Origin of the sequence: Dehalococcoides mccartyi CG5 (assembly GCF_000830885.1) — a bacterium.
GTDB lineage: Bacteria > Chloroflexota > Dehalococcoidia > Dehalococcoidales > Dehalococcoidaceae > Dehalococcoides > Dehalococcoides mccartyi_B.
Genome location: NZ_CP006951.1, coordinates 601,267 through 615,677 on the forward strand (window position 1 = coordinate 601,267; position 14,411 = coordinate 615,677).

Consider the following 14,411-nt stretch of genomic DNA (forward strand, 5'->3'; position numbering starts at 1 on the left):
CAAATAGAGAAAGGAAACAGATGGTTATTCAAGTGCAAAATCTGGTAAAGGTCTACGGCTCGATTCGGGCAGTGGACGGTATCAGTTTTGAGGTTAAAAAAGGTGAAGTTTTTGGCATGCTTGGTCCTAACGGGGCTGGCAAAACTACCACTGCTGAAATCATTGAAGGTTTGCGTGATGCAGATTCCGGCAGTGTCAGTGTAATGGGTTTGGACGTGCGTAAACAACGTGACCAGATTAAGCAGCTTATCGGTATCCAGCTGCAGGCTCCGGCCTTGTTACCTCTATTAAATGTAGAGGAAATACTTAAACTCTTTACCTCTTTCTATCGTAATTCAGTGCCGGTGGAAAAACTGCTGGACATGGTGTCTCTTACCGAGAGCCGCAAGGTGCTTTCCAAAAATCTTTCAGGCGGTCAGCAACAGCGTTTGTCGGTTGCTATGGCTATGGTAAATAATCCGGAGATTACATTTTTGGATGAACCTACCACAGGGCTTGACCCTCAGGCTCGGCGTGGTTTGTGGTCAGTGATTGAAGAGCTGCGTTCCCAAGGGAAAACAGTTTTCCTTACCACCCATTATATGGATGAGGCTGAAAGGCTTTGTGACCGTATTGCGGTAGTAGACCATGGCAAGATAATAGCTTTGGATACTCCTAAAAAACTTATCTCAGGCAACTTTAAAGAAAGCGCTATTGAGTTCGAAATGGAACCTGTTCCTTCAGGCGAACTTCTGGGTTCTTTCCCCTGTGTGACCAGTGCGTCTGTAGAAGGGTTTGAAGTTATTTTGTACTCAAATAATGTCCCCAAAACTATGGGTGCCATACTTGATTATGCAGACAAAAACAGGGGTAATACCGAACTGCGTAATTTGCATGTTCGTCAGGCCACTCTGGAAGATGTATTTTTGAAGCTGACTGGCAGGAAGATACGGGAATGAACTCATTTATTAGCATGCTAAACGCCAATTTCAAGCAATTTCTTCGGGACAAGACCGCTTTGTTTTTTACACTGGCTTTTCCGGTACTGTTTATTATTATGTTTGGGTTGGTTTTCAGCGGCACAGACAAGATTAGCTATGATGTTGCTCTGGTAAACGAAGACAATTCCCAGATAAGTCAGGGTATCACCGAGGCTTTCAGCCAGGTAACCATCTTTTCGGTAAAAGACAGCCCCCGTGATGAAAGCCTGCAACTGCTCAAAGACGGTAAACTGAAGGCCGTTATAATAATACCTGAGGGTTTGGGAATAGCTGCTCTGTCAGGACAAACTACCGATATCCAAGTTTACTATGATGGTTCTCAAACCAACGTAAATCAGATTCTATTGCCGGTGATTAAAGAAATACTCCAGACCATAAACCGTGAGATAACCCAGACGCCTGTTTTATTTCAAATCAGTGAAGAAACTATCCAGACCAAAGATATGAGCATGATGAGTTTCTTTATACCGGGCGTACTGGCTATGTCCATTATGTTTCTGGGACTTTACTCTGCCATGCCGCTTATACAGCAGAGGGAAAAGAAGATTTTAAAACGGCTGGGGGCTTCCCCTATTTCCCGTTCCACTATTATATTCAGTCAGGTGGTTCTCAGACTGGGGCTGGCAGTACTTCAGACTATTATTATTATAGTCATAGGCCAGCTTATGTTTGGCGTGGAAATTTTGGGTAACTGGTGGCTTCTCTTGGGGCTGGTGATGCTGGGTACACTTTCATTTATCAGTTTGGGGTTTCTGGTGGCCTCGCTTGCCAAGACCGAAGAAGGTGCTATGCCCATCGTTCAGCTTATTCAGTTCCCCATGATGTTCCTTTCCGGTATTTTCTTCCCGCTGGAATTCATGCCTGATTTTATGCGTCCGGTGGTAAACGCTTTACCGCTTACCTATCTGGGAGATGCTTTCAGACAGGTAATGGTGGATGGCGCACCCGCTTTTCCGCTGGGAGTTGATTTACTGGTAGTCACAGGCTGGCTGGTGGTCTGTATGGCTGTATCAATCCGCTTTTTCCGCTGGGAATAAGCAATACAGAAAAGTGCAAATATTAAAGGCCGGGTTAAATCCCCGGCCTTGGTTTTTCAAGACTATTTTGGGGTTATCTGTTTTACAGAATCAGCATGGCATCACCAAAGCTGTAAAAACGGTAATGCTCGCTTATGGCCTTTTCATAAGCTTTCCGGAGAAATGGCCAGCCGGCAAAGGCAGAAGTAAGCATAAGGGGGGTAGAACGCGGGAGGTGGAAATTGGTAATAAAACAGTCTGCCACCCTAAATTTATACCCCGGGAGAATAAATAAATCTGCCCAGCCGGAATAAGATGTGATAAGGCTGGTCTGGCTCAGATGAGAAGCCTGTTCCACCAGTCTGGTTGCCGAAGTGCCTACGCAAAATACCCGTTTGCCGGTTTCTTTGGCACAACAGATAGCCGAAGCTGTTTCCTTGCTTAATATCCCGTATTCGCGGTGGATTTTATGGTCTTTTGGGTCTTCTTCCTTGACCGGGCGAAAGGTATCCAGCCCTATATGCAGGGTTACATAAGTGCATATTACTCCCATTTCAGTCAGCCGCTTTAATAACTCTGGGGTAAAATGAAGCCCCGCGGTGGGTGCGGCTACACTGCCGTTGGTCAGGGCGTACACTGTCTGGTAGCGTTCAGGGTCTGCAACAGGGGTATGAATATAAGGCGGCAAGGGTACTTCACCCAATTTCATCAGGTGGGTTTCATCTGAAAAACGCAAAAGCTTGATGCCGTCTTCTTTATCTGCCAGTACTTCCGCTTGGATAGATACTACTCCCCCCCCTTTCTGATGTATATCAATAATTGTGCCGGGTTTGGTGCGTTTGCTCGGTTTCAAAAGGGCTTCCCAGCAGCCTTCTCCGTCACGTTTTAGCAGGAGGATTTCAATTTTGGCAGAAGTATCCTGTTTGATACCTTTTATACGGGCCGGCAGTACCCTGCTATCATTCATTACCAGCACATCCCCCGGTTTGAAATAGTCAGTGATTTCTCCGAAGATGCGATTGGTCAGCTCTTCGCTTTGGCGGTTCAAAACCAGCAAACGCGAACTATCACGTGGCTCGGCTGGTTTCTGGGCAATGTATTCCTGTGGCAGGTTATAATCAAAATCGCTGGTTTTCATGAATCCTCAAACAAATATGTAAGGCTGGAATAATTGGTTTTTACTTTCTGTAAGTATATCTGGCAGAGATTTTTTAAGCAATTTGGATAACTTGCCTGTATCTGTGTAATGGATACCGATGGTTTGCCCTGTTTTTAAGGGTATGCTAAACTCATCTTTGTTATGAGAATACTGGTAAGCAATGACGATGGTATTTATTCACCCGGCCTGTGGGCATTGGTGAAAAGGCTTAAAGAAGTTGGCGAAGTGATAGTGGTGGCGCCTGACCGTGAGCAAAGTGCCACCGGTACTCAGGTGACCCTGCGCCAGCCGCTCAGGGTGCAGAAGACTCACCCGCTTATTCCGGGGATTGAGGCTTATGCGGTAGAAGGCAGCCCCTGTGACTGTGTAATACTGGGTTTAGCCAAGCTAATAACCGAACCGGTAGATCTAGTGGTTTCGGGTATCAATCACGGTCTGAACTTGGGGGATGATGTGCTTATCTCGGGTACAGTGGGTGCCGCTCTTCAGGGTTATTTGCGTAACATACCTTCAATAGCCATCTCCATACCCGTTACCATGGAAGAACCGGAAAATCTGGATAGTGCCGCCTGTATTACAGCGGAGGTAGCACGCCGGATACAAAACGGAGATATTACAAAGAATTCTTTTCTAAATATAAATATACCTGACCTGCCGCTTTCCCAAATTGAAGAACTTAGGGTTACCCCGCTGGCACATAAAACCCATATAGAAACGGTTGAAGAGGGACATGATGGCAGGAAACGGTATTTTTGGCTTAGACGCCGCCAGTTAAGTTCGGCGGATAATAAAAAAACCGATATCTGGGCTATAGAAAATGGGTATATCACTATAAGCGCTCTCCATGAAAGGCTTTTCCAACAACCCGTGTTTACTCTTAAAGATGCTGAAACTGCCGGGATATTGGCAGCTGCCAGATCCTGCCAGGATAAAATCTAGGTTTGTAAAGACCTTGCCTGCACATATCTAGTTTTTTAGGCAATATCAGATACAACAAGTGGTCTTTTGCTTGACCGGATAGGTTATGTGGTATATCATTTTAAGGTATCACTATGACACCTGAGGTATTAAGATGAATAAAATTTCGAACGGCAAATTTTTGAGAAGTCTGGCGCTCTCTTCACCGGTACTTATTATTGCAGCAGTAAGCATAGTTTTCTCAATATCTACAGCTTTTGAAGGTAAGGTAGCCAGTTCTCCGACCGGAAATACCGATGACAACACACAGGTCACCGCACCTATTGATGATACGTCGACTGACGGTTCAGTTGACCTGACTATAACAGCTGAAACTTTGTATTCGCATTATGTAAACGCCGGTGAAACCAATCCGGACCAATATTATAAAAATAAAAATATAAAGGTTACGGGTTCAGTGGCCGCTGTGGCATACGGCAAGGCTCCCAATAGTTGCTGGGTTACACTTAAAACTGATCAGGGTAACGGTGCCAATATAGTTTGTTATTTTGGCACCAATGTTATTAAAGGAAGTTTTACTGTAGAAATCGGCAGTCATATTGAGATTACAGGTATTTGCATGGGACTGACAGATGGGCGGATAATCTTCATAAATTCGCTTACCGACGATATACTGCTTGAGCCATATGACCAGAATATTGAAGCTTAGCTAAACAGATATATGCCACCGACCGTAACCGGCGGTGAGCGCTTAGAGACTTTAAATTAAATAGATCCCCGCTTGGATCGTAAAACGGCCGAGACGGTAAATAAAAAGATTTTTTAAATGCCTTCTTCGGTTTGCCGGGGAAGGCATTTAATATTATGGGGGTAGCAGGTGCAGAGTATAGGGTTTATAGGGGCTGGTACAGTGGGTAGTGCTTTGGCGCTGGGTTTGTCTGAAAAAGGTTACCCGATTTCAGGCATTGCCAGCCGAACAAGGTTGTCTGCGGAAAAACTTTGCCGGAAAATCCCTTCTGCCAAATTTTGTAATAGTCCCCAGGCAGTGGTTGATACTGCCGATATTGTATTCATTACTACTCCAGATGATACTATCGCCGAAATATGTCGAAGTCTTCACTGGCATTCTAACCAATACGTTATTCACTGTTCCGGGGCTTATTCACTGGAACTGTTGCAGACCGCCCAAGGGTTTGGGGCGTATACAGGGGTACTGCATCCCCTCCAGAGTTTCAGTTTACAGGCAGACCCGGTAAAAAATCTTGAGGGTATTACTTATGCGCTGGAGGGTGATGACCAGACTCTGCCTTTGCTTAAGGATATGGTCAAGGTGCTTGGCGGGGAGTGGATAGTGCTGAAACCATCGGATAAGGTAGCTTACCATGTGGCGGCAGTTTTGGCTTCCAATTATCTGGTTACCCTTATTAAAATGGCTACCGGGCTTTGGCAGAGTTTTGGTATCCCCGAAGATAAAGCCGTAAAAGCCCTTATGCCGCTGGTGCGCGGTACCCTTTCAAATATAGAAAAAGCAGGTGCAACCAATGCTTTGTCAGGGCCTATTGCCAGAGGGGATTGCGGGACGGTTTCAAAACATCTGGCAGCACTTGAAAATATTGCCCCCGAACTGATACCTGCCTATAAAGAATTAGGTAGGCAAACCGTCAAAATCGCACTTGAAAAAGAAAAACCCAATATCACCGGTATAGAAAAGTTATCTCGGATACTGGCAAATTAAGGAGACATATACAGTGAGAATCATGCTGAAAAGCAAAATCCACCGGGCTACCATCACGGATGCCTGCATAGACTATGAAGGCAGTATTACCATTGATAAAAACCTTATGCAGGCAGCCAACTTGCTGCCTTACGAACAGGTACATGTGGTAAATGTAAATAACGGGACACGGTTGGAAACCTATGTTATAGAGGGTTCAGCCGGCAGTGGCCAGATATGCCTAAACGGGGCGGCCGCCCGCATGGGCATGAAGGGTGACAAGATAATCATACTGGGCTATAGCCTGATAACCGAAGAAGATACTCTTATTCACCAGCCAAATCTGGTGTATGTAGATGCGCTTAACCGTATAACCAAAGTAAAAAACGGGGTTGCCAATCAGGGTTTAGAGGTATAAACATGCGTACCACTATCAGCCAACTTAAAGAAATGAAACAAAACAAACAGAAGATAGCCATTTTGACTGCTTATGACTATCCCACTGCCCAAATACTGGATAAAGCCGGTATCCCGGCCATACTGGTAGGAGACAGTCTGGGTATGGTAGTGCTGGGGTATGATTCTACCGTAAGCGTTACTATGGAAGATATGCTGCACCATCTGAAAGCCGTAGTCAGGGGCAGTCAAAAAGCCCTGATTATAGCAGATATGCCATTTATGACCTACCATCTGAGTCCGGAACAGGCGCTGTTAAATGCCGGTCGTTTTATTCAGGAGGGCGGTGCTCAGGCAGTCAAGCTGGAGGGTGGAGTAAATGTGGCTGACAAGGTTAAAAGAATAGTAGACTGCGGTATACCTGTTATGGGGCATATCGGACTTACCCCCCAATCTGTAAACCAGTTAAGCGGATTTAAGGTGCAGGGGAAAACTCTGGCAACTGCCCTATCCCTTATAGAAGATGCCAAGGCTCTGGAAAAAGCCGGGGCCTTTGCAATAGTGCTGGAGACTATGCCGGCTGAACTGGCGGCTATTATTACAGCCGGTATTTCCATACCTACCATAGGTATAGGTGCCGGAGAAGAATGTGACGGGCAGGTACAGGTGATATCAGATATGCTGGGTATGTTTACTGATTTTGTACCCAAGCACACCAAACGGTATGCTGATTTAAATGGCAGTATTACAAAAGCTGTATCTGAATATGCCGCTGAAGTCACTAAAGGTGCGTTTCCCACTTTAAAGGAGAGCTTCACCCTTGATAAAAAGGTACTGGAGGAACTGAAAAAGTGCGTATTATAAGAACAGTAGACGAGATGAAAAAACTGCACCGTGAGATTTGCGGGCCGGTTGGTTTGGTGCCTACCATGGGCTATCTTCACGAGGGGCATTTATCGTTGGTTAGAGCTTCTAAAAAACAGGATATAAATACTGTTGCCAGTATCTTTGTTAATCCTACCCAGTTTGGTCCGCATGAGGATTTCAAGAAGTACCCCCGTGATGAAAAACGGGATATGGCCATGCTGGAAAATGCCGGAGTGGATTACGTCTTTGCGCCATCTGTTGAAGATATGTATCCGGCAGGGTTTGATTCTTGGGTAGAGCCCGGTATTTTACAGCAATGTTTGGAAGGTGCAGTCCGTCCGGGACATTTCCGCGGGGTGTGCACCGTAGTGGCCAAGCTTTTTACTATAATTCGCCCCGACAGGGCATATTTCGGCCAGAAAGATTATCAGCAGTATTTGATAATAAAGAGAATGGCTTCAGACCTTAATCTGGATGTATCGGTGGAAATGCTACCTATTATACGTGAAAATGACGGGTTAGCCTTAAGCAGCCGTAACACCTATCTCTCTCCGGCTGAACGGCAAGCTGCTCTGGTTCTTTACCGTTCCCTGCTTACGGCACGAAGTTTATTTGATGAAAAAGAACACCGGGCAGAGGTTATCCGCAAGAAAATGACTGATGTAATTCAGCATGAATCTATGGCAGAAATAGATTATGTTAGCTTGTCACACCAGGATACCCTCTGTGAATCGGATGAAGTATCTGCCAAGACTATTGCTTTAGTAGCCGCCAGATTTGGCAAAACCCGCCTGATAGATAATATGTTTTTAGCCTAACTTACAGTGGGTGTTTTCTTGGGCGGTTCTTTAATGAATACCAACAAACCTATCACTGCAAGTAACGCCAGTACTGCCCCGAAGTAAAAAGGTGCTGCCGAACCCACCCTGTCCCACAGAATACCCGCTATAAGGCTGGCGGGAAGCAGAGTCAGCCCGACTACACCCTGATACAAACCATAGGCAGTCCCCCGTTTATCAGATGGTATCATATCTGCCACAAAAGCCTTTGCCACCCCATCCACAATCCCGTAGTAAAGCCCGTAACAACCAAACAGTATCCAGATGCCAATCTGGTTTTGGGTAACGGCAAAACCCAGATACACAAGTGCATAAAACAGCCAACCTATGGCTATCACTTTCCTCCGCCCTATTTTGTCTGAAAGCATCCCGGCGGGAAGTGAGACCAGTGTGTAAGTTATGTTAAATACGACCAGCATTAGGCTTATTGCCAATACTGAAACACCCATATCCTGGGCGCGCAGAATTACGAAATAATCGCTGGAATTGCCCAAGGTAAACAAAAACATGACTAACAGAAATAGCTTAAACCGGCTGTCCATGCCCAAAAACAGATTACGAAAATTGAAGCGAACCTTTTCACCTTTGAGTGAGGTGGTTTGCGGATGGTGTTTTTCTTTTACAAATACGGCTAGTACCAACACTGCCAGAAAAGCCGGAATTATCCCCCACCATACCAAAGTTTTATACGTTTCCAGTTCGAGTGTCAGGCTGCCGCTTTGGGTAAAATATATAACCGCTGCCGCAATACCCAAACCCAGAGTTGCACCCAGACTATCCATGGCTTTATGTAAACCGAAACTGCGGCCTCTTTCATGAGGTTCTACCGAATTGGCAATCAAGGCGTCTCTTGGTGAAGACCTTACCCCCTTGCCCACCCTATCTGCGAAGCGGACACCGGTTACTATCCCCCAGTTGTTTGCCAAAAGCATAAATGGCTTGGCAAGGGCGGAAAACCCGTAACCGAATAATGCCAGACTTTTACATCGGTTAATCTTATCACTCAGGTAGCCGCTGAAAATTTTAAAAACAGCTTCAGTAGAATCTGAAAGCCCGCCCACAAAGCCGATTACAGTGGTAGTTGCTCCCAGTACATTGGCCAGAAAAAGAGGAACAAGGGTAAAAATAATCTCACTGGAGATATCTGTTAGGAAACTTACCAGCCCCAAAAAAAATACATTGGGTGCAAAACCCAAAATTCTCTTTTCAGAAGCCGCAGGTTTTATTTCTTGCTCCATTATTCCAGCACCTCGTCTACCAGCTCTCTTATCTGTTTGCGGCACTCGTTAAGCATCTCAGAGCCTTTGAGGGTGGTCCGGTAATACTTTCTCTGCTTGCCCTGCTCTACTCTGGGGAAACTTTCCAGATAGCCCTCAGCCTGCAATCTATGTAGAAGCGGGTAAAGGGTACCGGCAGTGATGGTGTAACAGTGTCTGCCAAGTTCACGGGCTATTTCTGCTCCGAATATGGGCTCATTTTGGGCGTGGTATAATATGTGTATACGTATAAAACCCAGAAAAAATTCACGGTCAACCATTATATCGTCTCGCAATATCAGTATGCGATATAATATGCTTGTTATTCTGGTATTGCAAGATAAAGAGAGCCTTAAAACAGGCTAAAATTCTTGACACCTTTAGCGCTTAAGGCTACAATACTACATGTTTTCGCCGAGGTAGCTCAGCCGGTAGAGCAGCGGACTGAAAATCCGCGTGTCCCCAGTTCGATCCTGGGCCTCGGCACCATTTGATATCGGTATTGTAGTTGCTTAAAATAGCTTTAATCAGCAAACGTAGCCAGCAAAAGTAATCTTAAACCGGCCGAAGTGGCGGAATGGCAGACGCGGCAGTCTCAAACACTGCTGGGGGTAAACCTCGTGTCGGTTCGAGTCCGACCTTCGGCACCATGAGGACTTGAAAGATTTACTTTTAGGCTATGGCGAGTTGTGTAGTGGTAGCACAGAGGACTTTGAATCCTTATGCCCAGGTTCGAATCCTGGCTCGCCAGCCAAATAAAGCGTTCCCGAGTAGCTCAGTGGTAGAGCGGGCGGCTGTTAACCGCTTGGTCGTAGGTTCGAGTCCTACCTCGGGAGCCAAATCTATCAATACGCAGAACTTCCTCTGTAGTGGTTAACCCATTTATCGGTAATGGCATGGTATAGTCAATTACTACTTGGGGTTCATTCAATTCAATCCTCTTAACGAAAGATCTCAAGAACGATTTCTGCTCAATAAAAGAGCTGCTAGCAAGAAGTGCCTTCATACTTGATACGTATTCTTGTATCGTTTTTAAATTTAGTGCTTGAGGAGACTCCTCATTCATCTCATCTAAAAGGCCGTTTCGTTTCTCTTCAAGTTCTTTTTGTTGAGACCTGAGTTCTTTTATGCGAGGTGCCAAATCTTCAAGGTCAATTTTTCCTGTTTCAAGAGCTGCATAGAGTTTGCTCAATTTACTTTGAACCTGCCCTAACTGTTGTCCGACCTCGCTAAGCTGTTCCTCAAAAAATCCACTATTCTTAACTAGCTCCTCGTTAACAAGCTGAACCAGTTGTTTAATATTCTCATCGGTGAGGATATTCTCTCTGATTCGTTCGAGAACAAAGCTTTCGAGTTTGTCTTTACTCATCAATCGACAATTACAGACTTCCTTTCCTTTTTTCTGGTGCTGGACGCAATCGTAGTAGAAATATTTCCCTGATTTAGCCCAGCATCCGCTCATGGCAGCCCCACACTTTCCGCAATGTAATAAGCCGCTTAAAAGATATTGACTGGAGATAGTTCGAGGATGTTGAGAGACAGGGCGTCTCCTTGTGAGAAGCTGCTGAACTCGCCCAAAATCTTCAGTTGAAACGACAGCCTCATGACAATTTGGAACTCGGATGATATCATTAGATGCTGCCTTATGTGAATTTCCATAACCATTATTTCTAAATCTCCAGACGAGTGCACCGGTATAGACTTCGTTCCTTAAGATGTGGTTGATAGCTGTCGTACTGAATTGCTTGCCTAACTTTGTTCTAGTACCCGCAGCATTTAAGGCTTTGGTTATTTCTTTTCCACCTTGACCACCCACTGCCATTTCAAAAATCTTCTTAACGACATTGGATTCATTTTCATCGGGTATCAGTTTTGTCTTATCGGCCATTCCTATCTTTATCTTTGTTCTCTTGTAACCGAAGGGAGTAAATCCACCATTATAGAACCCCCTGCTAGCATTTTCTTTCATTCCCCTAACAGTATCCTGAGAAAGGTTTATCGAATAGAATTCATCTATGACTTCAATAATACCTTCAAGTAAATGTCCTGCCGGGCTTTCATCTACCTGCTCATTTATAGAGATTACCGAGATACCTCGTTTTCTAAGCAACGACTTATAGAGGATAGAGTCCTCGCGATTCCTGGCAAATCTGGAGAGTTTCCAGACCAGAATGGTATCAAAAGGCTTTTCCTTTTTCTTTGCCATGGCTATCATTTCTTTGAAGGCAGGACGATTTGCAGTGCGAGCACTTTCGGCTTCATCTACATACTCAATTACCACGTCCCATCCACGTTCCAATGCATATTTTCTTAAAGCTTTTATCTGGGCAGGTATCGATAGATCTTTTTCAGCTTGTCTTTCGGAAGATACCCTAGCATAAATAGCTGCCTTTCCAAGATTATTAACCATATTTGCCTCCAACTTAACCGTCATAAGTGTCGATGGAATTCTTCTATTATGGTCGGACTTGTCCGCTCGATTTGCGGAACGAGTAAGTATCTATTATTTCCAAGCAAAACCACCTGTGCTACTTTAACTAGAGTTCCTCGAATAACTAAAGGTGTAGCGATAGCTATAAGTCCATCATCGTCTCTGCTGTCGAGGATGGTGATCCGGCTGACTAGGTGTGTTTTTTTGGTTTTAATTACCATATCCACGAGCGACCCGGGGAGAATCGTCCTTCCCTTCCTTGGGAATAATCCATCTGCTCCATAGATATTGGCTTCTGGATCATTGTTGTTGGCACTACCAGTCCAGTAGTTTAATATCCAATTATCCACCTCAGGACCCTGCTCATAAAGGGCGCTATATAGAAAAACACTCCCTTGAAGCACCTCGCCCATTCGGAGAAGCACCTGGGAGCAGCTCTTTGAATAGAGCTTTGAAAGAGCGATAACGTCAAACCCGGTCTCGTAGACTTTGTTCCGGAATTCATCAGTTGGCAACAAGACAGCCGTAGCAAACTTATTAGCAGCTAAGTGTACTGCGTTTGTCCTCAAGGGGCTGTATTCTGTGCACAACTCGGCAAAAACCGGCTCTATCATCTCTCTGAACTCATGAAGAACCGTGTTTTCGATGCCGCTTTTTGTGTCGCCCTTTTTGTAGTAGATGTTTCTCTTATCTTCAAAGACATCATGGTAGCCTCTAATATTTTGCGGCAGCTTCTTGCTATCGACTCCATTTACATAGATGCCGCAAGCTGAGGCGATGGCTCTAAGTGTTCTGATATCTAAAGGTAAATCCCGCAAGTATATCTTACGGAACTCCTGAGCCTTTTCTTCCTCTGAAGCATTTGAGGGCGAGCCGTATTTATTTACAATGTACTCACAAAAATAGCGCAGGTCGCTGAAGTTTTTCAAAGGCTATCCTCCAGGCAATAGCTTCTTACCGGTCGCTTTTTCGTACATCTCTACGATGAAACGCTTGACATCGGTAGTAAGCCCCCCCTTGATACGGGTACCGGATTTATACCTGGGATCATTCATAACGTAGTTGAAGGCCATCTCAATTTCATCATTCTCGCTAATAGAGATGTCTTCATCTTTCAGGTACCCGGCAGCCTTGAGTAGATCCCTTACCGGCACATCATAGACAGGAGCGAGCTTCTTCAGTATATCTGCGCCCGGTATAGGACGTTGACCGCGCTCGATGAGTCCCAGATATGAGTTCGAGACACCGGACTGCTGCTCAACTTCCCGCAGTGATAGCCTTTTCTCAACCCTCAGGGTACGGAGATATTCACCGAAGTTCTCCACCATAGCTCCTCACCTCCTTTTGAAACATAATAGCACTTTTTGTATACCAAGTCAAACACTATTGACACCAATATGCTATCTACAGTGACATTTATCTATTGACAGTCTATGATTAGCCTTTGGTATACTACAGAAAGCGTAATGAGTTCTGAGGTAGCTCAATGGTTAAGGTAAAGTTGAATCGGGTTGCTTTTGAAGTCGCTTTGTCGAGAAAAAACCTCTCCCAGCGTGACCTTGCCGAGAAGATTGGATTTTCCCGCAGTCACTTGTCGCACATCATTAACGGGAGAAGAGAACCCTCACCGGTACTAAGGCGTCTCATCCTGGAGCATCTGCCCGAATACACTTTCGATGACCTATTCATCATTGAGGAGAACGGTAGCAATGTCCGAACGGAAGATTAGCGAGTTCGATAACGGGCTAAGGATACTGGCTCGAATAATTGCGCGAGCCTATCTGAAAGACCTTGCTCAAAAGTTAAATAAGCATAATGCATTTGTGGAAAAGAAGGAGGATGACAATGCCAATCAAAGGTGTGACCGGAGTGGTGAGGCTTCCCCGCCTGGGAAAAGTAAGGCTGGGAGTAAAGAAAGAAAATGCTAGCGGAATATCTTATCCCTGCCCGACGGATCATTTTGTCTGCCCGGAAGAGGTCAAGAAGGTCTTTGGTGAAAAGCCCAAAGAGCTGCGAATCATGTTCCCTACCGATGACCAGACCCAGTGGGCCAGCCAGTATTTAAGATGTTACTCGGCATCGAGAGGACTCGTTTGCCGCGGCGACGGTGAAACGGCAGTCGCCAAGATTGACACCCGTACCGGTGAGATTGCCAACAGAGATTCTGTTGAGACAGAAATGAAGGAAATCACCTGTAATCCGGCCAAGTGTACCTTCTATCAAGTAGCACGGTGCCGCCGGGTGATGAACCTACAATTCCTTTTGCCTGACTGTCCCGGTTTCGGCGTTTACCAGCTCGATACCAGCTCTTTTTATTCTATTGTAAATATTAATTCCAGCCTTGAACTGATTCGCGGCACCTGCGGACGACTGTCTATGATTCCGCTATCACTGAAGCTTGTTGAACAGGAAGTACAGCCGGAAGGAAAGAAAAAGACAGTCAGGGTTCTCAGCATGACGGCGCCATTTTCATTGGTAGAAATCCAACGATACGCACAAATTCCACCCGGGCAGGTACTTCTTTTACCTCCGCCTGACAATGAAGCACCTGATGACCTTTTCCCGGATGAAATCCTGGGTAAAGAAGAAACCCCGAAAACAATCATGGGCACGGACAAAGATTTAATGCTGCTCTGGGACCGTGTCAAGAGTAAGGTCTGGCAAATGAACATGCAGGATTACCAGGTATCAAACTGGTTTCAAAAGAACTATAACCTTGATGTCCATATAACCGACTTTGATCTTTTGACCCCTCCGAACAGGATTAAGTCCGAGTACCTGGAAAACTTCCTGAAGACCCTGGAACGATATACAGATCGCAGCTAGAACACAGGA

15 protein-coding genes, 4 tRNA genes and 1 pseudogene are annotated in these 14,411 nt (G+C 45.3%); 14 read left to right on the forward strand and 6 right to left on the reverse strand.

Annotation, left to right across the window (positions count from 1 at the left end):
• Positions 1-20: 20 nt before the first annotated feature.
• On the forward strand, positions 21-938 hold the full coding sequence (locus X794_RS03110) for an ABC transporter ATP-binding protein (RefSeq protein WP_011309278.1): 918 nt from the start codon (positions 21-23) through the stop codon (positions 936-938).
• The gene (locus X794_RS03115) at positions 935-2,017 is read left to right on the forward strand and encodes an ABC transporter permease (protein ID WP_011929047.1); all 1,083 of its coding nucleotides are present in this window, start codon (positions 935-937) and stop codon (positions 2,015-2,017) included. The genes X794_RS03110 and X794_RS03115 overlap by 4 nt, the downstream gene beginning before the upstream one ends.
• 82 nt (positions 2,018-2,099) lie before the next feature.
• On the opposite strand, the gene queA is transcribed toward X794_RS03115, so the two are convergent.
• The gene (gene queA, locus X794_RS03120) at positions 2,100-3,134 is read right to left on the reverse strand and encodes a tRNA preQ1(34) S-adenosylmethionine ribosyltransferase-isomerase QueA (protein ID WP_034376553.1); all 1,035 of its coding nucleotides are present in this window, start codon (positions 3,132-3,134) and stop codon (positions 2,100-2,102) included.
• Positions 3,135-3,296: 162 nt separating this feature from the next.
• Between queA and surE the strand changes: the two genes are divergently transcribed.
• The 6 genes from surE to panC all read left to right on the forward strand — a co-directional run bounded on the left by surE (position 3,297) and on the right by panC (position 7,868).
• Positions 3,297-4,094: a 5'/3'-nucleotidase SurE gene (gene surE / locus X794_RS03125; protein WP_011309281.1), complete on the forward strand. Its 798-nt coding sequence runs from the start codon at positions 3,297-3,299 to the stop codon at positions 4,092-4,094.
• Positions 4,095-4,227: 133 nt separating this feature from the next.
• Entirely contained in the window at positions 4,228-4,782 is a 555-nt protein-coding gene (locus X794_RS03130; RefSeq protein ID WP_012984298.1) for an OB-fold protein, read from the forward strand.
• Between the two features lie 168 nt (positions 4,783-4,950).
• Positions 4,951-5,808: a Rossmann-like and DUF2520 domain-containing protein gene (locus X794_RS03135; protein WP_011309284.1), complete on the forward strand. Its 858-nt coding sequence runs from the start codon at positions 4,951-4,953 to the stop codon at positions 5,806-5,808.
• Between the two features lie 22 nt (positions 5,809-5,830).
• Entirely contained in the window at positions 5,831-6,205 is a 375-nt protein-coding gene (gene panD / locus X794_RS03140) for an aspartate 1-decarboxylase (RefSeq protein WP_011309285.1), read from the forward strand.
• A gap of 2 nt (positions 6,206-6,207) precedes the next feature.
• Complete coding sequence (gene panB / locus X794_RS03145) at positions 6,208-7,047, forward strand: 3-methyl-2-oxobutanoate hydroxymethyltransferase (RefSeq protein WP_011309286.1); 840 nt, start codon at positions 6,208-6,210, stop codon at positions 7,045-7,047.
• Positions 7,035-7,868 carry a pantoate--beta-alanine ligase gene (gene panC / locus X794_RS03150; protein WP_015407709.1) on the forward strand — a complete coding sequence of 278 codons (834 nt, stop codon included), beginning with the start codon at positions 7,035-7,037 and terminating at the stop codon, positions 7,866-7,868. The genes panB and panC overlap by 13 nt, the downstream gene beginning before the upstream one ends.
• Here panC and X794_RS03155 read toward each other — a convergent pair.
• Both X794_RS03155 and X794_RS03160 read right to left on the reverse strand, forming a co-directional pair.
• Positions 7,865-9,127, reverse strand: coding sequence for an MFS transporter (locus tag X794_RS03155; RefSeq protein WP_034376549.1), 1,263 nt, complete (start codon positions 9,125-9,127; stop codon positions 7,865-7,867). The two genes, panC and X794_RS03155, sit on opposite strands and share 4 nt — an antisense overlap.
• The gene (locus X794_RS03160; RefSeq protein ID WP_011929056.1) at positions 9,127-9,426 is read right to left on the reverse strand and encodes a PadR family transcriptional regulator; all 300 of its coding nucleotides are present in this window, start codon (positions 9,424-9,426) and stop codon (positions 9,127-9,129) included. Before X794_RS03160 ends, X794_RS03155 begins: the two co-directional genes overlap by 1 nt.
• Positions 9,427-9,558: 132 nt before the next feature.
• On the opposite strand from X794_RS03160, the gene X794_RS03165 reads away from it, so the two are divergent.
• From X794_RS03165 to X794_RS03180, 4 genes are all read left to right on the forward strand, one after another.
• Positions 9,559-9,634, forward strand: a tRNA-Phe gene (locus X794_RS03165).
• Between the two features lie 74 nt (positions 9,635-9,708).
• A tRNA-Leu gene (locus tag X794_RS03170) sits at positions 9,709-9,795 on the forward strand.
• A gap of 30 nt (positions 9,796-9,825) precedes the next feature.
• Positions 9,826-9,899, forward strand: a tRNA-Gln gene (locus X794_RS03175).
• 10 nt (positions 9,900-9,909) lie between these two features.
• Positions 9,910-9,984 (forward strand) — tRNA-Asn (locus X794_RS03180).
• A 497-nt stretch (positions 9,985-10,481) separates the two neighbouring features.
• On the opposite strand, the pseudogene X794_RS07520 reads toward X794_RS03180, so the two are convergent.
• The 3 genes and pseudogenes from X794_RS07520 to X794_RS03190 all read right to left on the reverse strand — a co-directional run.
• Positions 10,482-11,579 (reverse strand): annotated as a pseudogene (locus X794_RS07520) (recombinase family protein); the annotation flags it as partial.
• A complete protein-coding gene (locus tag X794_RS03185; protein ID WP_041344471.1) occupies positions 11,576-12,505 on the reverse strand; it encodes a hypothetical protein in 930 nt (309 codons plus the stop codon). The gene X794_RS03185 and the pseudogene X794_RS07520, both read right to left, overlap by 4 nt.
• Before the next feature lie 3 nt (positions 12,506-12,508).
• Positions 12,509-12,904, reverse strand: a complete 396-nt coding sequence (locus tag X794_RS03190) for a helix-turn-helix domain-containing protein (RefSeq protein ID WP_012984054.1) — start codon at positions 12,902-12,904, stop codon at positions 12,509-12,511.
• A gap of 158 nt (positions 12,905-13,062) precedes the next feature.
• Between X794_RS03190 and X794_RS03195 the strand changes: the two genes are divergently transcribed.
• Positions 13,063-13,305 carry a helix-turn-helix transcriptional regulator gene (locus tag X794_RS03195; protein WP_041344473.1) on the forward strand — a complete coding sequence of 81 codons (243 nt, stop codon included), beginning with the start codon at positions 13,063-13,065 and terminating at the stop codon, positions 13,303-13,305.
• Positions 13,306-13,421: 116 nt separating this feature from the next.
• On the forward strand, positions 13,422-14,402 hold the full coding sequence (locus X794_RS03200) for a hypothetical protein (protein ID WP_041344475.1): 981 nt from the start codon (positions 13,422-13,424) through the stop codon (positions 14,400-14,402).
• Positions 14,403-14,411 lie beyond the last annotated feature (9 nt).

Excerpts from the sequence above, each read along its gene's own strand:
- X794_RS03160 (WP_011929056.1), bottom strand. The coding sequence starts at position 9,426 with ATGGTTGACCGTGAATTTTTTCTGGGTTTTATACGTATACACATATTA.
- surE (WP_011309281.1), top strand. The coding sequence starts at position 3,297 with ATGAGAATACTGGTAAGCAATGACGATGGTATTTATTCACCCGGCCTG.
- panD (WP_011309285.1), top strand. The coding sequence starts at position 5,831 with ATGCTGAAAAGCAAAATCCACCGGGCTACCATCACGGATGCCTGCATA.
- X794_RS03195 (WP_041344473.1), top strand. The coding sequence starts at position 13,063 with ATGGTTAAGGTAAAGTTGAATCGGGTTGCTTTTGAAGTCGCTTTGTCG.
- X794_RS03155 (WP_034376549.1), bottom strand. The coding sequence starts at position 9,127 with ATGGAGCAAGAAATAAAACCTGCGGCTTCTGAAAAGAGAATTTTGGGT.
- X794_RS03115 (WP_011929047.1), top strand. The coding sequence starts at position 935 with ATGAACTCATTTATTAGCATGCTAAACGCCAATTTCAAGCAATTTCTT.
- X794_RS03190 (WP_012984054.1), bottom strand. The coding sequence starts at position 12,904 with ATGGTGGAGAACTTCGGTGAATATCTCCGTACCCTGAGGGTTGAGAAA.
- X794_RS03130 (WP_012984298.1), top strand. The coding sequence starts at position 4,228 with ATGAATAAAATTTCGAACGGCAAATTTTTGAGAAGTCTGGCGCTCTCT.
- X794_RS03110 (WP_011309278.1), top strand. The coding sequence starts at position 21 with ATGGTTATTCAAGTGCAAAATCTGGTAAAGGTCTACGGCTCGATTCGG.
- X794_RS03200 (WP_041344475.1), top strand. The coding sequence starts at position 13,422 with ATGCCAATCAAAGGTGTGACCGGAGTGGTGAGGCTTCCCCGCCTGGGA.
- panB (WP_011309286.1), top strand. The coding sequence starts at position 6,208 with ATGCGTACCACTATCAGCCAACTTAAAGAAATGAAACAAAACAAACAG.
- queA (WP_034376553.1), bottom strand. The coding sequence starts at position 3,134 with ATGAAAACCAGCGATTTTGATTATAACCTGCCACAGGAATACATTGCC.